The 23,832-nt window shown below is 49.1% G+C and carries 40 protein-coding genes; 33 read left to right on the top strand and 7 right to left on the bottom strand.

From position 1 onward, the window contains the following. Window positions 1-191 precede the first annotated feature (191 nt). From rpsJ to rplQ, 28 genes are all read left to right on the top strand, one after another. On the top strand, window positions 192-503 hold the full coding sequence (gene rpsJ / locus CLC93_RS17270) for a 30S ribosomal protein S10 (RefSeq protein ID WP_095499721.1): 312 nt from the start codon (window positions 192-194) through the stop codon (window positions 501-503). Between the two features lie 31 nt (window positions 504-534). Continuing rightward, window positions 535-1,173: a 50S ribosomal protein L3 gene (gene rplC / locus CLC93_RS17265; RefSeq protein WP_095507242.1), complete on the top strand. Its 639-nt coding sequence runs from the start codon at window positions 535-537 to the stop codon at window positions 1,171-1,173. 15 nt (window positions 1,174-1,188) lie between these two features. Further along, entirely contained in the window at window positions 1,189-1,794 is a 606-nt protein-coding gene (rplD, locus tag CLC93_RS17260; RefSeq protein WP_095507241.1) for a 50S ribosomal protein L4, read from the top strand. Next, entirely contained in the window at window positions 1,791-2,093 is a 303-nt protein-coding gene (gene rplW / locus CLC93_RS17255; RefSeq protein ID WP_095507240.1) for a 50S ribosomal protein L23, read from the top strand. The genes rplD and rplW overlap by 4 nt, the downstream gene beginning before the upstream one ends. Before the next feature lie 18 nt (window positions 2,094-2,111). Further along, complete coding sequence (gene rplB / locus CLC93_RS17250) at window positions 2,112-2,939, top strand: 50S ribosomal protein L2 (RefSeq protein ID WP_095507239.1); 828 nt, start codon at window positions 2,112-2,114, stop codon at window positions 2,937-2,939. Window positions 2,940-2,950: 11 nt separating this feature from the next. Next, window positions 2,951-3,229 (top strand): 30S ribosomal protein S19, encoded by a 279-nt coding sequence (rpsS, locus tag CLC93_RS17245; protein WP_095499696.1) that lies wholly within the window; start codon window positions 2,951-2,953, stop codon window positions 3,227-3,229. Between the two features lie 12 nt (window positions 3,230-3,241). Then, complete coding sequence (gene rplV, locus CLC93_RS17240) at window positions 3,242-3,574, top strand: 50S ribosomal protein L22 (RefSeq protein WP_095507238.1); 333 nt, start codon at window positions 3,242-3,244, stop codon at window positions 3,572-3,574. Window positions 3,575-3,583: 9 nt separating this feature from the next. Continuing rightward, window positions 3,584-4,270, top strand: coding sequence for a 30S ribosomal protein S3 (gene rpsC / locus CLC93_RS17235; protein WP_095507237.1), 687 nt, complete (start codon window positions 3,584-3,586; stop codon window positions 4,268-4,270). Window positions 4,271-4,281: 11 nt separating this feature from the next. Continuing rightward, window positions 4,282-4,692 (top strand): 50S ribosomal protein L16, encoded by a 411-nt coding sequence (rplP, locus tag CLC93_RS17230; RefSeq protein ID WP_095499693.1) that lies wholly within the window; start codon window positions 4,282-4,284, stop codon window positions 4,690-4,692. Then, window positions 4,692-4,883, top strand: a complete 192-nt coding sequence (gene rpmC, locus CLC93_RS17225; protein ID WP_095499692.1) for a 50S ribosomal protein L29 — start codon at window positions 4,692-4,694, stop codon at window positions 4,881-4,883. Before rplP ends, rpmC begins: the two co-directional genes overlap by 1 nt. Next, window positions 4,883-5,131 carry a 30S ribosomal protein S17 gene (gene rpsQ, locus CLC93_RS17220; RefSeq protein ID WP_095507236.1) on the top strand — a complete coding sequence of 83 codons (249 nt, stop codon included), beginning with the start codon at window positions 4,883-4,885 and terminating at the stop codon, window positions 5,129-5,131. Before rpmC ends, rpsQ begins: the two co-directional genes overlap by 1 nt. A 170-nt stretch (window positions 5,132-5,301) precedes the next feature. Further along, window positions 5,302-5,670, top strand: coding sequence for a 50S ribosomal protein L14 (rplN, locus tag CLC93_RS17215; protein ID WP_095507235.1), 369 nt, complete (start codon window positions 5,302-5,304; stop codon window positions 5,668-5,670). Between the two features lie 10 nt (window positions 5,671-5,680). Further along, window positions 5,681-5,995, top strand: a complete 315-nt coding sequence (gene rplX / locus CLC93_RS17210; RefSeq protein ID WP_095507234.1) for a 50S ribosomal protein L24 — start codon at window positions 5,681-5,683, stop codon at window positions 5,993-5,995. Window positions 5,996-6,011: 16 nt separating this feature from the next. Then, on the top strand, window positions 6,012-6,551 hold the full coding sequence (rplE, locus tag CLC93_RS17205) for a 50S ribosomal protein L5 (protein ID WP_095507233.1): 540 nt from the start codon (window positions 6,012-6,014) through the stop codon (window positions 6,549-6,551). 11 nt (window positions 6,552-6,562) lie between these two features. Then, a complete protein-coding gene (gene rpsN / locus CLC93_RS17200) occupies window positions 6,563-6,868 on the top strand; it encodes a 30S ribosomal protein S14 (protein ID WP_095507232.1) in 306 nt (101 codons plus the stop codon). Window positions 6,869-6,894: 26 nt separating this feature from the next. After that, complete coding sequence (rpsH, locus tag CLC93_RS17195) at window positions 6,895-7,287, top strand: 30S ribosomal protein S8 (RefSeq protein WP_095507231.1); 393 nt, start codon at window positions 6,895-6,897, stop codon at window positions 7,285-7,287. Between the two features lie 10 nt (window positions 7,288-7,297). Next, a complete protein-coding gene (rplF, locus tag CLC93_RS17190) occupies window positions 7,298-7,828 on the top strand; it encodes a 50S ribosomal protein L6 (protein WP_095507230.1) in 531 nt (176 codons plus the stop codon). Window positions 7,829-7,838: 10 nt separating this feature from the next. Beyond that, window positions 7,839-8,189 (top strand): 50S ribosomal protein L18, encoded by a 351-nt coding sequence (gene rplR, locus CLC93_RS17185; protein ID WP_095507229.1) that lies wholly within the window; start codon window positions 7,839-7,841, stop codon window positions 8,187-8,189. A 14-nt stretch (window positions 8,190-8,203) separates the two neighbouring features. Next, a complete protein-coding gene (gene rpsE, locus CLC93_RS17180; protein WP_095507228.1) occupies window positions 8,204-8,704 on the top strand; it encodes a 30S ribosomal protein S5 in 501 nt (166 codons plus the stop codon). A gap of 6 nt (window positions 8,705-8,710) precedes the next feature. Then, window positions 8,711-8,893 carry a 50S ribosomal protein L30 gene (gene rpmD, locus CLC93_RS17175; RefSeq protein WP_095507227.1) on the top strand — a complete coding sequence of 61 codons (183 nt, stop codon included), beginning with the start codon at window positions 8,711-8,713 and terminating at the stop codon, window positions 8,891-8,893. Window position 8,894: 1 nt separating this feature from the next. Next, window positions 8,895-9,329, top strand: coding sequence for a 50S ribosomal protein L15 (gene rplO, locus CLC93_RS17170; RefSeq protein WP_095507226.1), 435 nt, complete (start codon window positions 8,895-8,897; stop codon window positions 9,327-9,329). Window positions 9,330-9,336: 7 nt separating this feature from the next. Then, the gene (secY, locus tag CLC93_RS17165) at window positions 9,337-10,677 is read left to right on the top strand and encodes a preprotein translocase subunit SecY (RefSeq protein ID WP_095507225.1); all 1,341 of its coding nucleotides are present in this window, start codon (window positions 9,337-9,339) and stop codon (window positions 10,675-10,677) included. An 18-nt stretch (window positions 10,678-10,695) separates the two neighbouring features. Continuing rightward, window positions 10,696-10,809 (top strand): 50S ribosomal protein L36, encoded by a 114-nt coding sequence (gene rpmJ / locus CLC93_RS17160; protein ID WP_075607266.1) that lies wholly within the window; start codon window positions 10,696-10,698, stop codon window positions 10,807-10,809. A 119-nt stretch (window positions 10,810-10,928) separates the two neighbouring features. Further along, a complete protein-coding gene (gene rpsM / locus CLC93_RS17155; RefSeq protein ID WP_095507224.1) occupies window positions 10,929-11,285 on the top strand; it encodes a 30S ribosomal protein S13 in 357 nt (118 codons plus the stop codon). A gap of 17 nt (window positions 11,286-11,302) precedes the next feature. Further along, on the top strand, window positions 11,303-11,692 hold the full coding sequence (rpsK, locus tag CLC93_RS17150; RefSeq protein WP_095499678.1) for a 30S ribosomal protein S11: 390 nt from the start codon (window positions 11,303-11,305) through the stop codon (window positions 11,690-11,692). A gap of 30 nt (window positions 11,693-11,722) precedes the next feature. Further along, window positions 11,723-12,343, top strand: a complete 621-nt coding sequence (gene rpsD / locus CLC93_RS17145; RefSeq protein WP_095507223.1) for a 30S ribosomal protein S4 — start codon at window positions 11,723-11,725, stop codon at window positions 12,341-12,343. Between the two features lie 24 nt (window positions 12,344-12,367). After that, a complete protein-coding gene (locus tag CLC93_RS17140; RefSeq protein ID WP_095507222.1) occupies window positions 12,368-13,357 on the top strand; it encodes a DNA-directed RNA polymerase subunit alpha in 990 nt (329 codons plus the stop codon). Between the two features lie 38 nt (window positions 13,358-13,395). Next, on the top strand, window positions 13,396-13,791 hold the full coding sequence (rplQ, locus tag CLC93_RS17135; RefSeq protein WP_095507221.1) for a 50S ribosomal protein L17: 396 nt from the start codon (window positions 13,396-13,398) through the stop codon (window positions 13,789-13,791). A gap of 60 nt (window positions 13,792-13,851) precedes the next feature. Here the strand turns inward: rplQ and CLC93_RS17130 are convergent, their stop codons facing one another. From CLC93_RS17130 to ccmA, 6 genes are all read right to left on the bottom strand, one after another. Next, a complete protein-coding gene (locus CLC93_RS17130; RefSeq protein ID WP_095507220.1) occupies window positions 13,852-14,436 on the bottom strand; it encodes a spore germination YkwD domain-containing protein in 585 nt (194 codons plus the stop codon). Window positions 14,437-14,569: 133 nt separating this feature from the next. Then, entirely contained in the window at window positions 14,570-15,058 is a 489-nt protein-coding gene (gene ccmE, locus CLC93_RS17125; RefSeq protein ID WP_095507219.1) for a cytochrome c maturation protein CcmE, read from the bottom strand. Then, entirely contained in the window at window positions 15,055-15,255 is a 201-nt protein-coding gene (gene ccmD / locus CLC93_RS17120) for a heme exporter protein CcmD (RefSeq protein WP_095507218.1), read from the bottom strand. Before ccmD ends, ccmE begins: the two co-directional genes overlap by 4 nt. Then, the gene (locus CLC93_RS17115) at window positions 15,255-16,001 is read right to left on the bottom strand and encodes a heme ABC transporter permease (protein WP_095507217.1); all 747 of its coding nucleotides are present in this window, start codon (window positions 15,999-16,001) and stop codon (window positions 15,255-15,257) included. The genes ccmD and CLC93_RS17115 overlap by 1 nt, the downstream gene beginning before the upstream one ends. A gap of 1 nt (window position 16,002) precedes the next feature. Beyond that, window positions 16,003-16,689 carry a heme exporter protein CcmB gene (gene ccmB / locus CLC93_RS17110; RefSeq protein WP_095507216.1) on the bottom strand — a complete coding sequence of 229 codons (687 nt, stop codon included), beginning with the start codon at window positions 16,687-16,689 and terminating at the stop codon, window positions 16,003-16,005. Window positions 16,690-16,701: 12 nt separating this feature from the next. After that, window positions 16,702-17,352, bottom strand: coding sequence for a cytochrome c biogenesis heme-transporting ATPase CcmA (ccmA, locus tag CLC93_RS17105; RefSeq protein ID WP_095507215.1), 651 nt, complete (start codon window positions 17,350-17,352; stop codon window positions 16,702-16,704). Between the two features lie 316 nt (window positions 17,353-17,668). Between ccmA and CLC93_RS17100 the strand changes: the two genes are divergently transcribed. Then, window positions 17,669-17,968: a c-type cytochrome gene (locus CLC93_RS17100; RefSeq protein ID WP_095507214.1), complete on the top strand. Its 300-nt coding sequence runs from the start codon at window positions 17,669-17,671 to the stop codon at window positions 17,966-17,968. Between the two features lie 68 nt (window positions 17,969-18,036). On the opposite strand, the gene ccmI is transcribed toward CLC93_RS17100, so the two are convergent. Beyond that, window positions 18,037-19,413: a c-type cytochrome biogenesis protein CcmI gene (gene ccmI, locus CLC93_RS17095; RefSeq protein WP_095507213.1), complete on the bottom strand. Its 1,377-nt coding sequence runs from the start codon at window positions 19,411-19,413 to the stop codon at window positions 18,037-18,039. Window positions 19,414-19,840: 427 nt separating this feature from the next. Between ccmI and CLC93_RS17090 the strand changes: the two genes are divergently transcribed. From CLC93_RS17090 to CLC93_RS17075, 4 genes are read left to right on the top strand one after another with little or no spacing between them, the layout of a single operon-like run. Continuing rightward, window positions 19,841-21,823, top strand: coding sequence for a heme lyase CcmF/NrfE family subunit (locus CLC93_RS17090; RefSeq protein WP_095507212.1), 1,983 nt, complete (start codon window positions 19,841-19,843; stop codon window positions 21,821-21,823). 3 nt (window positions 21,824-21,826) lie between these two features. Beyond that, window positions 21,827-22,396 (top strand): DsbE family thiol:disulfide interchange protein, encoded by a 570-nt coding sequence (locus tag CLC93_RS17085; RefSeq protein WP_095507211.1) that lies wholly within the window; start codon window positions 21,827-21,829, stop codon window positions 22,394-22,396. Continuing rightward, entirely contained in the window at window positions 22,393-22,872 is a 480-nt protein-coding gene (nrfF, locus tag CLC93_RS17080) for a heme lyase NrfEFG subunit NrfF (RefSeq protein WP_095507210.1), read from the top strand. The genes CLC93_RS17085 and nrfF overlap by 4 nt, the downstream gene beginning before the upstream one ends. Beyond that, on the top strand, window positions 22,873-23,445 hold the full coding sequence (locus tag CLC93_RS17075) for a TlpA family protein disulfide reductase (protein WP_245837187.1): 573 nt from the start codon (window positions 22,873-22,875) through the stop codon (window positions 23,443-23,445). Window positions 23,446-23,832: the final 387 nt, after the last annotated feature.

Genomic DNA, 23,832 nt, shown 5'->3' with positions numbered 1-23,832 from the left:
TAATGCACGCCTCACTCGGATTATCCGAGTAAGAGATAACAAGCTAAAGGGTAGCTTTTCGTTACCAGTTAGCCGGTAGACAGCGATTCCGATTGGGAATCGAATGGTTAAAAGTAATCACTCTCTGACTCCAATTAAGGAAGTTTAGAGGGGTGGTTTTTTATGTGTCTAAATTTGGGAGCTCTGGTCTAATGCAGAACCAAAGAATCCGTATCCGCCTGAAGGCATTCGATCATCGTCTGATCGATCAGTCTACAGCGGAGATCGTTGAAACTGCTAAGCGCACTGGTGCTCAGGTACGTGGTCCTATTCCACTACCTACTCGTAAAGAGCGCTATACAGTATTGATCTCTCCACACGTAAACAAAGATGCTCGTGACCAGTACGAAATCCGTACTCACAAGCGCTTAGTTGACATTGTGGAGCCCACTGAAAAGACCGTTGACGCTTTGATGCGTTTGGATCTGGCTGCGGGCGTTGACGTCCAGATCAGCCTGGGTTAAGCAGAGATCTAAATCGAAAGAGGTTTGAGAGATGGCTATCGGTCTTATTGGTCGTAAAGTGGGTATGACTCGCGTCTTCACCGAAGATGGCGTATCTATCCCAGTCACAGTAGTAGAAGTAGAAGCGAACAAGGTTACCCAGATCCGCGATCTGGACACCGACGGTTACCGCGCTCTTCAAGTAACTACTGGCACCAAAAAAGCTAATCGCGTGAACAAAGCAGAAGCGGGTCACTTTGCTAAGGCTGGCGTTGAAGCCGGTCGTGGTTTGTGGGAATTCCGTCTAGGCGAAGGTGAAGGCGAAGGCATCGAAGTTGGTGCAGAAATTAAAGTAGATATCTTTGCAGACGTTGCAAAGGTAGACGTTACTGGTCGTTCTAAAGGTAAAGGTTTCCAAGGCGCTGTTAAGCGTTGGAACTTCAAAACCCAAGACGCGACTCACGGTAACTCTCTAGCGCACCGTGCGCCTGGTTCAATTGGTCAAAACCAAACCCCAGGTCGCGTGTTCAAAGGTAAAAAAATGGCTGGTCACATGGGCGACGAGCGCGTAACAGTTCAATCTTTGGACCTAGTACGTGTTGACGCTGAGCGTAACCTGCTATTAATCAAAGGCGCGGTACCAGGAGCCAACAACGGCACCCTGATTATCAAGCCTGCTGTTAAAGCGTAAGCCTAGGAGATAGTAATGGAATTGGTATTGAAAGACGCTCAAAGCGCTCTTGAAGTTTCCGAAACTACCTTCGGTCGCGATTTTAACGAAGCTCTGGTTCATCAAGTAGTAGTTGCTTTCGCAGCTAATGCTCGTCAAGGCACTCGCGCTCAGAAGACTCGTTCAGAAGTTTCTGGTGGCGGCAAGAAGCCATGGCGTCAAAAAGGTACTGGCCGCGCGCGTGCTGGTACTATCCGCAGCCCAATCTGGCGCGGTGGCGGTGTATCTTTTGCGGCTAAGCCACAAGATCACAGCCAAAAAGTAAACAAGAAGATGTACCGCGGTGCCATCAAAAGCATCCTATCTGAGCTGGTACGTCAAGAGCGTCTGATCGTTGTTGAGAAGTTTGCTGTTGAAGCTCCTAAAACTAAAGAGCTAGCAGCTAAGCTGAAAGAACTGGATCTGACTGACGTTCTTATCGTGACTCCGGAAGTAGATGAGAATCTATTCTTGGCAGCTCGCAACCTGTACAAGGTTGACGTTCGCGACGTAGCGGGCATCGACCCAGTTAGCCTAATCGCCTTTGATAAAGTGCTGATTACTGCTGACGCTATCAAGCAGATTGAGGAGATGCTGGCATGATCCGTGAAGAACGTTTACTGAAAGTTATCCTTGCTCCACACATCTCTGAAAAGAGCACTGTTGTAGCTGAGCAAAACAACACTGTCGTTTTCAAAGTTGCTAAGGACGCTACCAAGTCTGAAGTTAAAGCAGCTGTTGAAAAACTGTTCGAAGTTGAAGTGAAAGGTGTTCGCACCATGGTTACTAAAGGCAAAACCAAGCGCACTGGCGCTCGTTTCGGTCGTCGTATCGACTGGAAAAAAGCCTACGTAACTTTGGCTGACGGCCAAGATCTAGACTTCGTTGGCGGCGCTGAGTAATCCGAAGGAGTTTGAATTATGGCAATCGTTAAGTGTAAGCCTACCTCTCCGGGTCGTCGCCACGTTGTTAAAGTGGTTAACGCCGACCTGCACAAAGGTAAGCCTTTTGCAGCGCTTCTAGACAAGAAGTCAAAGTCTGGTGGTCGTAACAATGCTGGTCGTATCACTACTCGCCACATCGGCGGTGGTCACAAGCAGCACTACCGTATCATCGACTTCAAGCGTAACAAAGACGGTATCCCAGGTAAGGTTGAGCGTTTGGAGTATGATCCAAACCGTTCAGCGAACATCGCCTTGGTACTGTACGCTGATGGTGAGCGTCGTTACATCCTAGCCCCTAAAGGTGTTAAGGCTGGCGACCCAATCCGCAGCGGTGCTGACGCTGAAATCAAGGTAGGTAACGCCCTACCAATGCGCAACATCCCAGTGGGTTCTGTTGTTCATAACGTAGAATTAAAGCCTGGTAAGGGCGGCCAATTGGCTCGTTCTGCTGGTGCGTACATTCAGATTGTTGCTCGCGATGGTGCTTACGTTACCTTGCGTCTGCGTTCTGGTGAAATGCGTAAAGTTCTTTCCGAGTGTCGTGCGACCGTCGGTGAAGTAGGTAACGCTGAGCACATGCTTCGCCAACTTGGTAAAGCTGGTGCTAGCCGCTGGCGCGGTGTTCGTCCTACTGTCCGTGGTGTTGCTATGAACCCGGTTGACCACCCACACGGTGGTGGTGAAGGTCGTACCTCTGGTGGTCGTCATCCTGTGTCTCCATGGGGTATGCCAACCAAGGGTTACAAGACTCGTAAGAACAAGCGTACCGACAAGTACATCGTACGCCGTCGTAACAAGAAATAAGAGGATTCACCATGCCACGTTCTCTCAAGAAAGGTCCATTTATCGACCTGCACTTGCTGAAGAAGGTAGAGAAAGCGGTGGAGAACAACGAGAAGAAGCCTATCAAGACTTGGTCTCGTCGTTCCATGATCATTCCAGATATGATTGGTTTGACCATCGCTGTCCATAATGGTCGTCAACACGTTCCAGTATTCGTGTCAGACGAAATGATCGGCCACAAACTAGGCGAATTCGCGCCAACTCGCACTTATCGCGGCCACGCTGCTGATAAGAAAGCGAAGAAGCGTTAATAGGAGAGTATGATGGAAGTTTTATCTAAACACCGTTTTGCTCGTACGTCGCCTCAAAAGGCACGTCTAGTAGCCGACCAAATCCGTGGTCTACCTGTTGAAACTGCTCTAGAAGTTTTGGCATTCAGCCCTAAAAAAGCCGCTGTGCTTATGAAAAAGGTTTTGGATGCTGCAATTGCTAACGCAGAACATAACGACGGTCTGGACATCGATGAGCTTAAAGTAGCTAAGGTTTTCGTTGACGAAGGTCCTACTATGAAGCGCATCATGCCACGTGCCAAAGGTCGTGCGGATCGTATCATCAAGCGTACCAGCCACATCACTGTGGTTGTATCAGATCGCTAGGAGTGAGCAATGGGTCAAAAAGTACATCCTAATGGTATCCGCTTAGGGATCACCAAGCCTTGGATCTCGACTTGGTACGCTGACAAAGACTATGCAGACAACCTGCACAGTGATTGGGAAGTGCGTAAGTTTCTTGAAAAGAAACTAAAAAGCGCAAGCGTTTCCAAGATTGTTATCGAGCGTCCAGCTAAGAGCATTCGAGTCACCATTCACACCGCACGTCCAGGCGTGGTTATCGGTAAGAAAGGTGAAGACGTAGAAAAGTTGCGTCAAGAAATTGCTAAGTTCACTGGTACTTCTGCGCAAATCAACATTGCCGAAGTACGCAAGCCTGAACTGGAATCGAAACTGGTTGCAGAGAGCATCGCTTCTCAACTTGAGCGTCGTGTTATGTTCCGTCGTGCTATGAAGCGCGCTGTTCAGAACGCCATGCGTCTTGGTGCCAAAGGTATCAAAGTTGAAGTTAGCGGTCGTCTGGGTGGTGCCGAGATCGCACGTACCGAATGGTACCGTGAAGGTCGTGTGCCATTGCATACACTGCGTGCTGACATCGATTACTCAACTGCCGAAGCACACACCACTTACGGTGTAATTGGTATTAAAGTTTGGATCTTCAAAGGCGAAGTTCTAGGCGGTCTACCACTTCAGCAGCAAGAGCAACCGAAGCCGCAAAAGCGTAAGCCTCGCGGTAAATAGGAGAGCCAGTAATGCTGCAACCAAAACGAATGAAGTTCCGCAAAATGCACAAAGGTCGCAACCGCGGTCTTGCGAACGGAACTGATGTTAGCTTTGGCGAGTTCGGTTTGAAAGCTGTTGGCCGTGGCCGTATTACAGCTCGTCAAATCGAAGCCGCACGTCGTGCCATGACTCGTCACATTAAGCGTCAAGGTAAAATTTGGATTCGTGTCTTCCCAGACAAGCCAATTACCAACAAGCCGCTTGAAGTGCGTATGGGTAAAGGTAAAGGTAACGTTGAATACTGGGTTTGCCAGATTCAACCAGGCAAAGTCTTGTACGAAATGGAAGGTGTTCCAGCTGAGTTGGCTCGTGAAGCCTTCGAACTGGCAGCTGCCAAGCTTCCGATCAAGACCACCTTTGTTACTAAGCAGGTGATGTAATGAAAGCTAGCGAACTAACTCAAAAGAGCGTTGAAGAGCTGAACGCTGAACTTCTGAGCCTGTTGCGTGAGCAGTTCAACCTGCGCATGCAACACGCCACTGGTCAGTTGAATCAGACTAACGAGCTGAAGAAAGTACGCCGCAGCATTGCGCGCGTTAAGACCATCCTTAACCAGAAGGCAGGTGCGTAATGAGCGACAAAATTCGTACTTTGCAAGGTCGAGTGATCAGCGACAAGATGGATAAAACCTTCGTAGTTGCTATCGAGCGTAAAGTGAAGCACCCAATCTACGGGAAATTCATGAAGCGTACGACTAAGCTGCACGTACATGACGAGCAAAACCAAGCAAATACTGGCGACAAAGTTTCTATTAAAGAATGTCGTCCGTTGTCTAAGAACAAATCTTGGACCCTGGTTGAGATCGTAGAAAAGGCTTAATTCTGACGGATTAAGTAATAGTGAAGCGGCCCCTCTGGGGCCGTTTATTTTTTAACTACCTTTTTGCTCTTTTGGGTGTTATACTTCGGCGCCCTTTTAGGCAGTTGTGCCTAATTGGCGGGCCCAATAAAGGGTAAATTTGTGTAGTAACCGATAGCGGAGCACTTGAAATGATCCAAATGCAATCTACTCTGGATGTCGCCGACAACAGTGGCGCTCGCAGTGTACAGTGTATTAAGGTCTTGGGTGGCTCTCACCGTCGTTACGCCGGCATCGGCGACATCATCAAGGTTTCTGTAAAGGAATCTATTCCTCGCGGTAAAGTGAAGAAAGGTGATGTATACAACGCGGTGGTAGTCCGTACTAAGAAAGGCGTTCGTCGTCCAGATGGCTCTGTCATTCGCTTCGATCGTAATGCAGCAGTTCTTCTGAACGCTAACCTGCAGCCGATTGGTACACGTATCTTTGGACCTGTGACCCGTGAATTGCGCTCTGAGCAGTTCATGAAAATTGTGTCACTAGCCCCAGAAGTACTGTAAGGAGCTAATAATGGCAGCGAAAATCATTCGTGAAGACGAAGTAGTAATCCTGGCAGGCAAGGATAAAGGTAAGACTGGTAAAGTCACCTCTGTTCTACCTACCGGTAAAGTGATTGTTGAAGGCATCAATCTTGTTAAGAAGCACCAGAAACCTAACCCTCAGTTGGGCGTTCAAGGTGGCATCGTAGAGAAAGAAGCCCCAATTCACACATCAAACGTAGCGATCCGTAACCCAGAAACTGGTAAAGCGGACCGTGTAGGTTTCCGAATTGAAGACGGCAAAAAAGTTCGTTTCTTCAAGTCGAACAATGAACTCGTTAAGTAATTTTTGGAGTTAAACGATGGCGAAACTGCATGATACCTATAAAGAGACTGTTGTAGCGGCTCTAGTTAAAGAGTTTGGTTATAACAGTGTCATGCAAGTCCCTCGGATTGAGAAAATCACCCTTAACATGGGTGTTGGCGAAGCCGTTGCCGATAAGAAAGTTATGGAGCACGCTGTAAGCGACATGACTGCTATCGCCGGTCAAAAGCCAGTTGTTACCGTAGCCCGTAAGTCGGTTGCCGGTTTCAAAATCCGTGATGGCTACCCAATTGGCTGTAAAGTAACCCTGCGTGGCGAGCGCATGTGGGAATTCTTTGAGCGTCTAATCAGCATCGCAATCCCGCGTATTCGCGACTTCCGTGGCTTGAATCCTAAGTCTTTCGACGGTCGTGGCAACTACAGCATGGGCGTGCGTGAGCAAATCATCTTCCCAGAAATCGATTACGATAAAATCGATAAGATTCGCGGTATGGATATCACCATTACCACAACTGCGAAGTCTGACGAAGAAGGTCGCGCTCTGTTGAACGCTTTCAACTTCCCATTCCGTAAATAAGGGTTAGAGTAATGGCAAAGACTTCTATGAAAGCACGTGAAGCAAAACGTGCAAAACTCGTAGCCAAGTACGCTGAAAAGCGCCAGGCGCTTAAGGCGCTGATTGCAAATCCAGCGACTTCAGATGAAGAGCGTTGGGATGCAGTCCTTAAGCTGCAAACTCTGCCTCGTGATTCCAGCGCTTCGCGTCAGCGTAACCGTTGTAATCAAACTGGCCGCCCTCATGGTTTCTTACGCAAGTTCGGTTTAAGCCGTATCAAGTTGCGCGAAGCTGCCATGCGTGGTGAAGTTCCTGGTCTTAAAAAGGCCAGCTGGTAAGCACTTGTCACGGGAGTAAGCCAATTATGAGCATGCAAGATCCTATTGCGGATATGCTAACGCGTATTCGTAACGGCCAAGCTGCTAGCAAAGCAACTGTAACCATGCCTTCTGCCAAGCTAAAAGTTTCTTTAGCAAAGGTATTGAAAGAAGAAGGTTACATTACTGACTTTGCAGTAACCAGCGAAGCCAAGCCTGAACTGGAAATCGAACTTAAGTATTTCCAAGGCAAACCAGTGGTTGAAACTATCCAGCGCGTTTCGCGTCCTGGCCTGCGTATCTACAAAGGCAAAGATGAACTACCTAAAGTAATGGGTGGTCTGGGTGTTGCAATCGTATCTACTTCTAAAGGCGTGATGACTGACCGAGCTGCGCGTAGCGCTGGCCTTGGTGGTGAAGTTGTCTGCTACGTAGCGTAAGGAAGGAATAATGTCTCGTGTAGCTAAAGCACCAGTCTCTATTCCTGCCGGCGTAGAGGTAGCGGTAAACGGTCAAGAAGTTACCGTAAAAGGTAAAGCTTCATTGACTCGCGTATTTAACAGTGCTGTTGAAGTATCAGTAGCTGACGGTAAGGTTTCTTTCGCTCCTCGCGAAGGTCAGCCAAACGGTTGGGCGCAAGCTGGTACCGCACGTGCACTAGTTAACAACATGGTTAAAGGCGTATCTGACGGCTTTGAGAAGAAACTACAACTAATCGGTGTTGGTTATCGTTGTGCCGTTAAAGGCAAGAGCGTAAGCCTGACCCTAGGTTTCTCTCACCCAGTAGAATACGCGCTTCCTGAAGGCGTAACTGCAGAAGCACCAAGCCAAACTGAACTTGTCATCAAAGGCGCTGACAAGCAAGTAGTTGGTCAAGTTGCTGCTGACATTCGCGCATACCGTGCTCCTGAACCTTATAAAGGTAAGGGTGTTCGTTATGCTGACGAGCAAGTTCGTCGTAAAGAAGCCAAGAAGAAGTAGGTAACGCGATATGGATAAGAAATCATCTCGTTTGCGTCGCGCTACTCGCGCACGTGCGAAGATCCAAGAGCTGGGCGTTAACCGCCTGGTTATTCACCGCACTCCGCGTCACATCTACGCTCAGGTTATTAGCCCTGAAGCACAAGTGCTGGCTGCAGCTTCTACCGTTGAAAAAGCGGTTGCTGCTGAGCTGAAAGGCACTGGCAACGTAGATGCGGCTAAAGTGGTTGGTAAAACTATCGCAGAGCGTGCGATCGAGAAGGGCGTTAAGTCTGTTGCATTCGATCGTTCAGGCTTTAAGTATCACGGTCGCGTACAAGCGCTAGCTGACGCCGCTCGTGAAGCTGGCCTCCAGTTCTAAGGTTGGGAGTCAAAATGGCAAACATCGAAGCGAAAGGCGGTGATCTGCAAGAGAAGCTAATTGCAGTTAACCGTGTATCGAAAGTAGTTAAAGGTGGCCGTATCTTCAGCTTCACAGCATTGACTGTAGTTGGTGATGGTAACGGCAAAGTTGGCTTTGGTTACGGTAAAGCTCGCGAAGTTCCAGCAGCGATTCAAAAAGCTATGGAAAAAGCGCGCCGTAACATGCGTACTGTTGAGTTGAACGACGGAACTCTGTTCCACCCTGTTAAAGGTCGTCACTCTGGTTCGCGCGTTTACATGCAGCCAGCGTCTGAAGGTACCGGTATTATTGCCGGTGGTGCAATGCGTGCCGTACTAGAAGTTGTAGGCGTACACAATGTACTGTCGAAAGCATACGGTTCCACTAACCCTATCAACATCGTTCGCGCAACCATCGACGCGCTGGTGCACATGAAGTCACCTGCTCAAGTCGCTGCTAAGCGTGGTCTGAGTGTTGAAGACATTCAGGGGTAATGCACCATGGCTAAAAAGACTATCAAAGTAACTCAAACCAAATCAGGTATCGGCCGTCTGCCTAAGCACCGCGCCACCCTAGTTGGTCTGGGTCTACGTAAAATTGGCCACACTGTTGAACTAGAAGATACTCCTTCAGTTCGCGGTATGGTTAACAAAGTTTACTACATGGTATCGGTGGAGGAATAAGATGCGTTTAAACACTTTAACTCCAGCAGAAGGCTCTAAGTCTGATGCCAAGCGTGTAGGTCGTGGTATCGGTTCTGGTCTTGGTAAGACTGGTGGCCGTGGTCACAAAGGTCAGAAATCTCGTTCTGGTGGTATGCCACGCGTAGGTTTCGAAGGTGGTCAAATGCCTTTGAAACAGCGTCTACCTAAGTTCGGTTTCACTTCACGCAAGTCTTTGGTTCGCAGCGAAGTTCGTCTGAGCGAGCTGACCAAAGTGACCGGTGATGTTGTCGACCTAAACAGCTTAAAAGATGCGAATGTTATTTCTCGCAATATCCAGTTTGCGAAAATCGTTCTTTCAGGTACCATTGAGCGCCCAGTGACCGTTAAAGGTCTAAAAGCAACCAAAGGTGCCCGTGCAGCTATCGAAGCTGCCGGTGGAAAGATCGAGGAATAATACGTCGATGGCAAAACCAGGACTTGAAAAAAACAGCGCGAAGGGCGGTCTTTCTGAACTGAAAGCTCGACTTTTGTTCGTGATTGGCGCGATCATCGTTTTTAGAGCGGGATCCTTTGTTCCAATTCCTGGTATTGACGCGGCCGTATTGGCTGATGTCTTCGAGCAACAAAAAGGCACCATTCTTAACATGTTTAACATGTTCTCTGGTGGTGCTTTGGAGCGTGCCTCGATTCTTGCACTTGGTATCATGCCGTACATTTCGGCATCGATTATCATGCAGCTGATGACTGTGGTTCACCCACATTTCATGGAGCTGAAAAAGGACGGCGAAGCCGGCCGCAAGAAAATCAGTCAATACACTCGGTACATGACGCTTGTACTGGCCACAATGCAGTCGGTGGGTATTGCCACCGGCTTGCCAAACCTAGTTCCTGGCCTGGTGGTTAACGCCGGTATCGGGTTCTACTTTGTGGCGGTAGTGAGTTTGGTTACCGGAACCATGTTCTTGATGTGGTTGGGTGAGCAAATTACTGAGCGTGGCATTGGTAATGGTATTTCGATCCTGATTTTTGCAGGTATCGTGGCGGGTCTACCGCCAGCCATTGGTCAAACTGCCGAGCAGGCGCGTCAAGGCGACCTGAACGTACTAGTATTGCTGCTAATGGCAGTAATCGTATTTGCTGTTACTTACTTCGTGGTATTTGTGGAACGTGGTCAACGTCGAATCGTCGTTAACTACGCCAAGCGCCAGCAAGGCCGTAAGGTGTTTGCCGGTCAGAGCACCCACTTGCCGCTGAAGATTAATATGGCGGGTGTTATCCCACCTATTTTTGCATCGAGCATCATTTTGTTCCCAAGCACACTGGCTCAGTGGTTTGGTCAAAGTGAGAGCATGACTTGGCTAAGTGATATTTCACTGGCGTTATCGCCAGGCCAACCTGCTTATATTGTGTTGTATGCAGCAGCGATTGTGTTCTTCTGTTTCTTCTACACCGCGTTGGTCTTTAATCCACGCGAGACAGCAGATAACCTGAAGAAATCTGGTGCGTTCATCCCGGGTATACGCCCAGGCGAACAGACCTCGCGATACATCGATAAAGTGATGACTCGTTTGACCCTAGCGGGCGCGGTGTACATTACCTTTATCTGTTTAATTCCAGAGTTCATGCTAGTTACCTGGAATGTACCGTTCTACTTTGGCGGTACCTCCCTACTGATTATGGTAGTGGTAATCATGGACTTTATGGCACAGGTACAGACCCATATGATGTCCCATCAATATGAGTCTGTCATGAAGAAGGCTAACCTAGTGAACAAAGCGAATCTCGATCGCTATGGGCGCTAAGTTAAACGGAGTGATGAAATGAAAGTTCGTGCTTCCGTGAAGAAGATCTGCCGTAACTGCAAGATCATCAAGCGAAATGGCGTTGTTCGCGTGATTTGTGTTGAACCTAAACACAAACAGCGTCAAGGCTAAGAAAGACCGTTTGTCAGCCCACACTGGGCTGACAAATATTTTGTTTGCAAATCGTTCAACTGTTGAGTATCCTACCGGGCTTTTCGCAGTTGGACCTTTAACTATTTTAGGAGTGCATAGTGGCCCGTATTGCTGGCATTAACATTCCTGATCAGAAACACGCAGTTATCGCTTTAACTGCAATCTACGGCATTGGCCTAACCCGCGCACAAGCTATTTGTGCCGGCGCTGGCATCGCTGAAGATGTGAAGATCAAGGAACTAGACGAAGCTCAAATCGACCTGCTTCGTGAAGAAGTGGCCAAGTTCACTGTAGAGGGTGACCTCCGTCGTGAAGTATCCATGAACATCAAGCGTCTTATGGACCTTGGTTGCTATCGTGGACTACGCCACCGTCGTAGCCTTCCACTTCGTGGACAACGTACTAAGACCAATGCGCGTACGCGTAAAGGTCCTCGTAAACCAATTAAGAAGTAACGGGAAGGTTTTAAGTTATGGCTAAAGTTCCGTCACGTTCTCGTAAACGCGTTCGTAAGCAAGTTGCTGATGGCATGGCTCATATCCATGCATCTTTCAACAACACCATCGTAACCATCACCGATCGTCAAGGTAATGCTCTTTCTTGGGCAACCGCAGGTGGTTCTGGCTTCCGTGGCTCACGTAAGTCTACCCCATTTGCTGCTCAGGTTGCTGCTGAGCGCGCCGGTACTGCTGCGGCAGAATACGGTGTTAAAAACCTTGAAGTTTTTGTGAAGGGCCCAGGTCCAGGCCGTGAAAGTGCAATCCGCGCTTTGAACGCTGCTGGATATCGCATCACTAACATTACTGATGTGACCCCAATCCCTCACAATGGTTGTCGTCCTCCTAAGAAACGTCGCGTGTAAGCGTCCCTTAGGAATAGTTGGAGAAAGATCATGGCAAGATACTTGGGTCCTAAACTCAAGCTTAGCCGCCGCGAAGGAACTGACCTGTTCCTAAAAAGCGGTGTACGAGCGATTGATTCTAAGTGTAAATTAGAAGCTGCACCTGGTCAGCACGGCGCCCGTCGCGGTCGTCTGTCTGATTACGGCGTACAGTTACGTGAAAAACAAAAAGTTCGTCGTATGTACGGCGTACTTGAGAAGCAATTCCGCAACTACTACAAAGAAGCTGCGCGAATCAAAGGCAATACTGGTGAGAACCTACTGCAATTGCTAGAAACTCGTCTGGATAACGTTGTTTATCGCATGGGTTTCGGCGCTACTCGTGCAGAGTCTCGTCAGCTTGTTAGCCACAAAGCCGTTATGGTTAACGGTCGCGTTGTTAACATTCCATCATTCAAGGTTTCACCGAATGATGTTGTAAGCATCCGAGAAAAATCTCAAAAGCAAGCCCGTATTAAGGCTTCTTTGGAATTGGCTGGCCAACGCGAGCAAGCCACTTGGGTTGAAGTAGACAGCGCGAAAATGGAAGGCACTTACAAGCGCCTACCAGAACGCAGCGATTTGTCTGCTGAAATTAACGAACAGCTGATCGTCGAGCTTTACTCTAAGTAAAGCAACTTTTATAGAGAGGACAAAATGCAGGGTTCTGTTACAGAATTTCTTAAGCCACGTCTTGTTGATATTGAACAAGTTAGCCCAACTCGCGCCAAGGTGACTCTGGAACCGCTTGAGCGTGGTTTTGGACACACATTGGGTAATGCGCTTCGTCGCATTTTGCTGTCAAGTATGCCTGGTTGCGCCGTAACTCAAGTTGAGATTGACGGTGTACTGCACGAGTACAGCAGCAAGGAAGGCGTTCAAGAAGACATCCTAGAGATTCTGCTTAACCTAAAAGGTTTGGCAGTTAAGATCGAAGGTAAAGACGAGGCTGTGCTGACTCTAAACAAGTCGGGCACAGGCCCTGTAGTAGCTGGTGACATCACCCACGACGGTGACGTTACCATCATGAACCCGGATCACGTGATTTGTCACTTGACTGGTGATACTGACATCAACATGCGAATTAGCGTTGAACGCGGTCGCGGCTATGTACCGGCTTCTGCCCGTGCCCAAGCCGAAGACGACGAGCGTCCAATCGGTCGCCTGTTGGTAGATGCTTCTTTCTCACCTGTTGCGCGCATTGCTTACAATGTTGAAGCGGCTCGTGTAGAACAGCGCACTGACCTGGACAAGCTAGTCATCGATATGACTACCAATGGTACGCTTGACCCAGAAGAGGCCATCCGTCGCTCTGCGACTATCCTGGCCGAACAGCTAGAAGCCTTTGTTGAGCTTCGTGATGTGTCAGAGCCTGAAGAGAAAGAAGAGAAGCCAGAATTCGATCCGATTCTACTGCGTCCTGTCGACGATCTTGAGCTTACTGTACGTTCAGCCAACTGTTTGAAGGCTGAAGCGATTCACTACATCGGTGATCTGGTACAACGCACAGAGGTTGAGCTGCTGAAAACTCCTAACCTTGGTAAGAAGTCTCTTACTGAAATTAAGGACGTTTTGGCATCTCGTGGCCTGTCGTTGGGTATGCGTCTGGAAAACTGGCCACCTGCCAGCTTGCTAGACGACCTATAAGCCAGATTAGTACAGATACAGGTTATAAGGATTAGGTCATGCGCCATCGTAAGAGTGGTCGTCAACTAAACCGCAACAGCAGTCATCGTCAAGCTATGTTCCGTAACATGGCAGGTTCTTTGGTTCGTCACGAAGTGATCAAAACCACTGTAGCTAAAGCGAAAGAACTGCGTCGCGTAGTTGAACCTTTAATTACACTTGCTAAAAGTGACAGCGTTGCAAACCGTCGTTTGGCGTTTGCTCGCACCCGCGACCAAGAAGTCGTAGGTAAACTATTCAACGAATTGGGTCCACGCTACCAGGAACGCCCTGGCGGTTACACCCGTATTCTTAAGTGTGGCTACCGCACCGGTGACAATGCCCCTATGGCATTCATCGAGTTGGTTGACCGCCCAGTGGCTGAAGAAGTAGAAGCGGAAGCAGCTGCTGAGTAAGCCCACTGACATGAAAAAACCGAGCTTAGGCTCGGTTTTTTTATGCCTAAATTTCAGAGGCTAACGCTCACTCGTCGGCATTATCTTGGGGACTTCGCGTTTGAGCATCACCTCGTTGCCTTTGTTCGGCGTAGATTCAAAGCTCGGCGGTGGTGAATCGTCGGTGCCCTTGGTCAGATATACAACCCAGTATTGAATGTGGGGCGTGTCCCAGTCATAAAAGTAACCTACCCCCAACCTATCTTGCTCTCTGTAAAAATCGAGTGTGCCAAGCAGATGTTCCTTGTGGCCTGAGGTAGACTTTTTGAAGCCAGCCCACACCTCCTCTGCGCTCGGATAGCCTCCAGCAATGGCTTCAACCTGATTTCCACCCGGCGCGTAGTAGTAAGGCAAGTCAAAACCTGCCTCCTCCACAAACGTATTGGGACTAACACCTAAGTTATGCGCCACAAGGCCCGCAGACGCCATTTGCTGCGCTTTTTGAGCGGCGGCTGAAACTAGGCGAGGGTCGCAGATAATCGAGTCTCTCTGTTGCTGTGGGTCCTTGATGATGAACTCGGCAAGTGCCTTAGCTTGAGGAGAATTGCCACAGGCAACGGCTGTTGCACTGTAAGCCATTAGTATCGGCGCTAAAATCCATTTCATATCGCTCTCTTACTTCAACATCCTGACTGTCTAAGGTAGCAAGGGGCGAGATAGCGAACAATGGCAATGCTTCAAGCAAAAAAATACCGCGCTTTGTAAGCGCGGTATTAGTGAGTGGTCACTCTTTTGGGAGTTAGCCTTGATTGGCCTTCTGTCCGTCGGTGTACTCAAGCTGTTGGTGGCTTTGGCCCATGGCTTCAGCCACTTCTGGCGGCATGTAGTTCTCATCGTGTTTGGCTAGCACTTCTGAGGCAACCAATACATTGCCTTCACCTAGAACACCTTGAGCAACGATACCCTGGCCTTCGCGGAACAGATCTGGCAGCAGGTCATCATAGGTAACCATGATTTCACCACCGGCGGCGTCGTGAATTGCAAACTCTACGAACAAGCTGTTCGGGTCGCGTTGTAGAGTGCCGACAGTAACCATACCACCAACGCGAATGCGATCGCCCACGTCAGGACGCTTACCTGTGTCTTCCTTGCCGTTGACGATTTCTGTCGGCGTGTAGAACAGGTTGAGGTTTGAGTTAAGTGCATACAGCAACAGAGAAGCGATGGCTGCTACACCAACTACCAATGCGGTGGCGAAGACAAGGCGTTTTTTACGTCTTGGGTTCATGATTTATTACTCCGGTTCTGGCGCAGACGATCTTCACGTTGAATTTTCTGCCCAATTTCTTTTAACACTTTAGACTTCTTTTTCAAGCTGTGCGCGATCAGGATTGCTAAAGCAGTCGCGGTCACGCCATAAGCTAACCATACATAGAAAGCATAGCCGCCCATGTTGATGAAATCTGCAAAACTATCAAACTGCATTATTTGACTCCTTCGGCTTTAGCAAGTTCACGAACCCAAGGACGCATTGCGTTGCGGGCTAAAATTTCGGCGCGGAAGCGAACCAGAGTCAGCGCACCAAACATCAGGCCAAAGCCAAGTATGTTGATTAGCAGCGGGTAAAGCATATCTGAAGACATGCTGGATTCTTCGGTAACCTTAATGGTTGCAGGTTGGTGCAGCGAGCTCCACCACTCTACTGAGTATTTAATGATTGGAATATTAATTACGCCAACCACAGCCAAAATACCAGCAGCGCGGGCGGCCAGTACTTTGTCTTCGAACGAGGCGTATAGCGCAATCACACCCAAGTACAAGAATAGCAACACCAACTCAGCGGTCAGGCGAGCATCCCACACCCACCAAGTGCCCCACATAGGCTTGCCCCAAGTTGCACCGGTCACAAGCGCGATGAAGGTGAATACGGCACCAATTGGCGCCATCGAGGCGGCGGCCCAATCGCACTGCTTGTACTGCCACACCAGCCCGATAAATGCAGTGATGGCCATCGACATGTAAACCATCATCGACATGGATGCGGCAGGCACATGGATGTAGATGATGCGAAAGCTATCGCCCTGTTGATAATCCGCTGGGGCGAACATTAAGCCCCAAATGGTGCCAGTTGCAATAGCAGCAACCGCCGCAACGGCGAACCAGGGCAGAAACTTACCAGCGAGGCGGTAAGCGGCTTCTGGGTTAGCGTAAGGGTGTAACCATTTCCACATTTTAGTTTGTACTCACACGCAATGAGGCACCAATCGCGATAGGCGCCAGGGTTAACGAACCGGCCAACATAGCGCCAATAATGGCAAGGTGACCGTCATAAGGGTTGTTAAGCGAGGCAGCGTCCATTGCGCTGGTCGCGAAAATTAATACCGGAATATATAAAGGTAATACTAATAAACTCAATAGTACCCCACCTTTACGCAGTCCTACAGTCAATGCAACACCGATAGCGCCGATTAAGCTAAGTACTGGAGTGCCCAAGGCCAAGGTGGCGATAAGTGCTCCATAGCTATTTTCGTCCAAGTGCAGCAAAACAGCCAACAGCGGAGCAACTAGGATCACGGGTACACCGGTCAGTATCCAGTGGGCCAGCACTTTTGCTAAAGCCATTAGCGCCAGAGGCTGAGGGCTGAGCATCATTTGCTCAAGGCTGCCATCGGCGTGGTCGGCTTTGAACAGGCGCTCAAGGGATAACAGGGATGCGAGCAAGGCCGCTACCCAAATCACGCCGGGCGCGATTCGAGTAAGCGTATTGGCTTCTGGACCAATGCCAAGCGGGAATAGGGTAACCACTATGATGAAAAACAAAATAGGGTTAAAAATGTCGCCTTGGTGGCGAATGGCAATCTGAATATCGCGCTTGAGCACGGTATAGAAAGCTTTGCTGTAACTAATTCTTTTATTCATAGTGCGCCGGCCTTAAGTGTACTGGTACTCGAGGCGAATCTTCTTATACTGGCGATTTTCTTCCAGCGACAAATCTTGGTGAGTGGTAATGATCACGCATCCGCCTTGCGCTGCATGGTTGAGTAACATCTGCTCTAACTCGGCGACACCGCGCTTATCGATTGCGGTAAAAGGCTCGTCCAGAATCCAAATCCGACAATCCGAATTCCACAGACGGGCTAACGCAGTGCGTCGATGCTGACCGGCAGATAGATGACCGGCTGGCGCCTCTTCAAAACCAGTTAAGTTAACCTTACCCAGGATTTCTCGTGTGTTAAAACCGCTGTACCCAGAGATTTTTAAGTTGAAGTCTAGGTTCTCTTCGGCGGTTAGCTCGCTTTTAACACCTGGTAGGTGGCCAAAGTACAGCAAGTCGGCATTAAAGGCATCGCGGGCTTCGACAATGTTATCTTGCTGATAAAGTACATCGCCGGCATACGGACGTGACAGGCCTGCCAAAATACGCAGCAAGCTAGTCTTACCCGAACCGTTGGGGCCTTCGATCTGTACTATGTCGCCGGGTCCGATATCAAAGCTAAGCTCATCGAATAAGATGCGCTCTTCGCGAATACATGTCAGATGCCGGGCGCTAAGCAGTGGCGTCGCAGATGTTGGATTTGTCACTGTTTCCTCAAGGTTTAGCCCAATCTAATAGGAAGCAAATGCTACCATACTCAAGCGGTAGAGACGCTCTTCTCGGCGGTTTAACTTTCAGCAATTTGAACTAGTTCAGATTCTAACGATCTTTATGAAACTTTTTAAAGTAATGCTAATGAAAGGCTATGAAATTAGGTCTGAAAGCACCGCGCGAGGCGGATCACAAAAAGATGCGTTTTGAGACCTAATGTAGTAAGCTGGGCGAGCATTTAATAAGAGTGTTAACAAGCGCTGCGTAATGCATTGTTTATATTGGATTTTTGGAACAAACAGGAAATTTATCATGAAAAAGTTGGTTTACATGGCTGCAGCCGTAGCCTTGGGTCTGTCAGGCAACGCTCTGGCTCAAGACGCTGAAGCCGTATACGCCAAGGCTTGTGGAGTTTGTCACGACATGGGTGTTGCTGGCGCGCCGAAGAAAGGCGATGCAGCCGCTTGGGAACCCCGTCTGGCGAAAGGCATGGATACCCTGGTTCTGAGCGTAAAACAAGGTCTGAACGCTATGCCTCCTGGTGGCATGTGCACCGATTGCAGCGATGACGATCTGAAAGCCACGATTGAGTACATGTCGAAGGCTAAGTAAGCGCAAGCTGACGAACACTAAAAAGGCGACCTGAGGTCGCCTTTTTTGTGCTTGATGAAAAGTCACCCCTATGGGATGACCTTATCAATCACTAGAGTATAGGTAGCGTCGTCTTTCACTTCAGCGGTAGCAATTATGCCCTGCAGGTCGCCACTGTCGGCGCGGATGTCTCCATTGCGAGATACAGTGGCGATAATCTCAACCACGTCCGCCGAGCTGATAGTCGCCTGCGGGCTCATTGCCTTGCTGTCATCTAGCACCACTGTGGTTGGAAGTGCTGAGATACCAAGGCGAACTGCAGCCAGAGGCATACCGCCACCTTGATGGCGCGCGTAGATAAATACCATGTCGGTTGGGCGCAGTTGACCGCGCAGGGCTTCGGCGACACTAACTTCTACGCTGATGCTCTCGCCTGCAGCGTCGGAGTCGCTGGCCTGTTCCATGCTCGCACGGGCAGCAGCATGATCGGCATCGTTAGGCATTTCGCTCTTAACATTGGCATGATTGGCATCGTTCGGCATTTCGCTGTCTACACCAGCGTGATCAACGTCGCTAGGGATTTGGCTAGGGTCACCCGCTGACGTCAGACGCATCTTGGCGGTGTTGATAGCATCTAGGATTGCATTGCGATCGATGTCAGTACGTTCACCGTTGAGAATGGCGGTCCAAGCGTCAATCGCGTCTTGATATTCGGCTTTGAAGAAAGCATCCATCGCCACAAGTAGCAAAGTTGACGGGTCGGCGGCATCTAAGCTTAGCGACTCATCAATAATCGCTTGAACGTCAGGCGTAATTTTTTGGCCGTTCTGGTAGTACATGGCGGTGGCTTTAGGACCTAACAGTTCTGCGTGAACGCCAACCAGTTCCATCACCTTATCAAAGGCGGCAATCGATTGAGGGTACTGGCTCGCAGACATGTAAGCGTGGCCTAAACTAAACCAAGCTTGGCTGTTGTCCGGTGCTTGCTGAACTTGGGCTTCAAACATCTCAACCCGTTTTTGCATCAGCTGGTTTGGATCCATGCCGGCATGAGGGTCTTGCTCGCGCTGTACGGTTTCAGGCTGAGTCACCGATTGATGCTCACCAAGACTCGCGTACATGTAGCCAACAATGGCGAACAACGCCAAGCTCATAATGCCTGGCCACAATGCAGACTTACGCTGGCGTTCTTCGCTCAGTGATTCGTCTTCTTTATCTTTGATGTCCTGCAGCAAGCCGATTTCTAGCTCCTGCTTTAGTGCGTCGAATTCCGCTTGGTCGAGTTCACCATCGGCCAGTTCTTTTTCCATAATAGAAAGGCGTTCGTTGAACAGTTCAAGGTTGGTTGAGCGGCGCACACCGGCCTCTTCCTTGGCGTTCAGCTGCTGCTGACGAAAGTGCGGTACCCAGATTAGCGCAAGGCCAATCACCAGTACTAAAGCTAAAAAGATCCAGAATGTAGACATGGTTTATTTTCTTTAACGAGTTGAATTGATGGCCCAATTGGCCAATATAATGCTAATCGATTATACGCAAAGCTGCTTCATTAACCAGTGATTGACAATTGCGGGCACTGAGCAAAGGCAAGCTTTGAGTCCTGCCTCACAGTTCCACGCAATATCTCCAAACGGGCCGAAACTTTCTTGAAACCTTGCACTCTGAAGAGTAGTTTGCCTGCTCCTCAACCGTTTAATCAGGGGTTTTAGTTCGGGCGGTTATGCGACCCGACACCCAGAATTTAACGAAAAGGGCAGACATGGACACAGGCTGCCACTAAAATGTACAACATTAAATGCTAATTCATTGTTACTGGATTAGACGAGTTGGTCAGCCAACTCAATTAACCAACCAGCTTTTTTGCTGATTCGTAAGTTAAACCACTGAGGTAATCTCATGATCCCAGAGTTAGGACATTTTGCGCTGATTATTGGTTTGGCATTTGCCATCCTAGTTAGTGTTGTCCCGCTGATTGGTGTAGCGCGTAAAGACCAATACCTTGTTCGCTATGCTTGGCCGTTAAGCTACGGCATGTTTGCTTTTATAGCCTTCTCGGTTGTTGCGTTGGCCTATGCCTTTGCCACCGACGACTTCTCCGTGGCCTATGTGGCCAATCACTCCAACTCCCAACTACCAATCTTCTTTAAGATTTCTGCAGTTTGGGGTGGGCACGAAGGTTCATTGCTATTCTGGGTATTCTCCCTGTCCGTATGGTCTGCGGCTATCGCTACGTTCAGTAAAGGCTTAGAAGAAGTCTTCACTGCGCGCGTGTTGGCGGTACTGGGCATGATTACCGTAGGTTTCTGTCTGTTTATGCTACTGACTTCATCGCCGTTTGAGCGTTTGAACCCAGTGCCTCTGGAAGGCCGGGACCTTAACCCAATGCTTCAAGACGTGGGTCTTATCTTCCACCCACCAATGCTGTACTTGGGCTATGTTGGTTTCTCTGTGAGTTTTGCATTCGCAATTGCTGCTCTGATGAGTGGTCGTTTGGACTCAGCTTGGGCCCGTTGGAGCCGTCCTTGGACTTTGGCTGCTTGGGTATTCCTAACCGGTGGTATCGCTCTGGGCTCTTGGTGGGCTTACTACGAGCTAGGCTGGGGCGGCTGGTGGTTCTGGGATCCAGTTGAAAATGCCTCCTTTATGCCTTGGTTGATTGGTACTGCACTGCTGCACTCACTGATCGTGACCGAGAAGCGCGGGACTTTCCGTAACTGGACTGTTTTGCTAGCTATCTTCGCATTCTCTTTGAGCTTGCTCGGTACCTTTATCGTACGTTCTGGTGTTCTAACTTCAGTGCACTCGTTCGCAGCTGACCCAAGCCGCGGTATGTTCATTCTGGTACTACTTGGTTTGGCCATTGGTGGCTCGCTAACGCTGTTTGCGATGCGCGCTTCAGAAATGACCAGCCCTGCTAAGTTTGACCTTTGGTCGAAAGAGACCATGCTGCTGACCTGTAACGTACTACTGACCGTTTCTTGCGGTACCGTATTACTTGGTACTCTGTATCCGCTGCTAATCGATGCCTTGGGTATGGGTAAGATTTCTGTAGGTCCTCCGTACTTCAACTCGGTATTCGTACCTCTGGCTTTTGTACTCTTCTGCTTTATGGGTATCGGTCCGATCATCCGTTGGAAGCGTGCGAAGAAAGAAGAAATGAAGCGCCAGCTTCTGCCGTTGGCCGCGATTGCTGTGGCGACTGGTTTGGCGGTTCCGTTTATCGCCGGTGGTGAGTTCAACGCTTGGGTATTCTTCGGTATCGGTACTGCGACTTGGGTCACCTTGGCCACAATTCGCGAACTGATCAATCTGGCCAAAGATTCTGATGGTAAGTTCAGCACTCGTCGCATTGGCCGCAGCCAAGTTGGCATGTCACTGGCGCACATGGGTGTTGCCATGGCAGTTATCGGCGGCACCATGGTTTCTAACTACTCTGAAGAAATTAGCGTGCGCATGGGCCCAGGTAAGTCTGGCGAAGTGGCAGGCTACACCTTTAACTATTTAGAGACCAAGCGTGTACGCGGTCCTAACTATACCGCTGAGCAAGCGCAAATCAGCGTAACTCGCGACGGTAAAGAAGTGGCTTTCTTGAAGCCTGATCGTCGTCAGTACAATGTTCGTACCATGGACATGACTGAAGCGGGTATCGACTGGGGCTTCTTCCGCGACCTATACGTCACCATGGGTGACCCAATCGGTGCCGGTGACTATGCAGTTCGTTTGAACTACAAGCCGTTCGTACGTTGGTTGTGGATCGGTTCTCTGGTTATGATGATGGGTGGTTTCCTAGCGGCATCTGACAAACGTTACCGCGCCAAGAAAACCACCGAAGAAAAAGGTGAAAAATGGCAGGGGCAAGCAGCCTCAGCGGAGAAATAATCCATGAAAGGAATGAAGTTCTTACCTCTAGGTATCGCAATTGCGCTATTGGGCATGTTTGCGTTCGCTCTGATTCAGATTGATAAAGGCGAGTACAACCCAAAAGCGCTGGAATCGGCATTGATTGGAAAACCAGTGCCAGCGTTTAATCTGGAAGACGTTCACCAGCCAGGTCGCATGCTGACCAACGCAGACATCAAAGGCGAAGTGGCTTTGGTAAACGTTTGGGCGACTTGGTGTCCGTCGTGTAAATACGAGCATCAATTCCTTATGAACCTAGCTCGTCGCAATATCGTGTCTATTATTGGCGTGAACTATCGCGACGAGCGTGACTTGGCGATTAAAGAGCTGAAAATGACGGGTAATCCGTACACGCTAAACATCTATGACAAGGCTGGCCGTTTAGGTTTGGACTTGGGTGTTTACGGCGCGCCGGAAACTTACATCATTGATGAAAACGGTATTGTGCAATACCGCTACGCGGGTCCAATCGATGCGCGTATCTTTGAGAAAGAGCTATTGCCTGTTATTGAGCGCCTGAAGGCCAAGCAAGCCAAGGAAGACGTATCATGAAAAAGTTAGCCATCGCTTTTGTGAGTGCGCTATTGGTGTTGGGGCTTACCCTAACCACTGCCAATGCTACTCCGGTGGACACTTATCAATTTAAAACTGTGGAGCACCAAAAGCGTGCCTTGAAGCTGGCGGAAGAGCTGCGCTGTCCTCAGTGTCAAAACCAAAACTTGATCGATTCCAATTCGCCTGTGGCGCAAGATTTGCGCCTCGAGGTTTACCAAATGGTAGACGCGGGTAAAACCGATGCGGAAATCGTTGAGTTTATGACCAGCCGTTATGGTGACTTCGTGCTGTACAAGCCACGTTGGGAACCTAAGACCCTAGTCTTGTGGTTGGGACCTATTGGTTTGTTGTTATTTGGTGGAGCTATCGCGTTCACCTTCATTCGCCGCAGCCGCAACGCGCCGAAAGAAGAAGTCGCGATGACCGATGAACAACGCGCTGAGCTTGACGCTCTGCTTAACCGAGACAAGTAAGTGCGATTAGTTTTATTCGTTTTGATGACAATAGTAACGCTGGCTTCGGCCAGCGTTACTGCCTATCCGGGCATGCAAGCCCAAAAAGCTGAAAAGCCTCAACCTCAGTCGACCGTAGATCGCATCACTATTCTCAAAGAACCCTTTCCGCTGGAAAGCGTGACCTTTGAAAATGCCAAAGGGGAGCCAGTCACCCTAGAAGCCTTTGAGGGTAAAGTGGTAATGATCAACTTTTGGGCGACCTGGTGCCCACCTTGTATTCGTGAGATCCCAGCGTTGAAGCAATTGGATCAAGCGGTAGACAACCAAGACTTTGTGTTTTTGCCTATCTCGATTGATAAAGAAGGCAAGTCAAAGGTGGACGAGTTCTTGAAGCAGTATCAATTGGGTGAGTTCGACAGCTACTTTGATCCTAAGATGCAAACAGGGAATGTTTTTCCATTGGATATCATTCCCGCCAGCTTTATTTTGAACCGAAAGGGCGAGCTGGTGGCCTTTGCTAGAACCTTTATTGAGTGGGATGATCCTAAGGCACTAGAGCTAATTCAGGGATATTTGGCTGATAAGCCCTAAAATCGCTGCAAAACCCAACAGAATGAACAAAAGATCGCCTAGCGATCTTTTTTTTTGAAAAAGGGGTTGCGCCTAAATCTGAGCTCCCTATAATGCGCATCCACTGACACGGCGAGGCGGCATCACAACGGTGATTGCAGCGGGTTTTGAACCTCCGAGTTAGCGGCCAAAAAGCCCTTTGAAAAAACTTTTCAAAAAGCGCTTGACGGCCAAGGGGAAACGCGTAGAATACGCAGCCCTGACCAGACAAACGGTCAAATGTTCTTTAACAATTTATCAAGCAATCTGTGTGGGCACTCCGTTGATTGTAGTAAGTATCCAAAACGATATTTAACTCAATGTAACGAAGTGAACATATAGCTTATGTCAATACATAACGTATATTTA

The sequence above is a fragment of the Paraferrimonas sedimenticola genome, from assembly GCF_002282855.1.
In the GTDB taxonomy this organism is placed as follows: Bacteria; Pseudomonadota; Gammaproteobacteria; order Enterobacterales; family Shewanellaceae; genus Paraferrimonas; species Paraferrimonas sedimenticola.
Note: the sequence above shows the minus strand (reverse complement) of the source record. Positions and strands in the feature narration are given on the sequence as shown.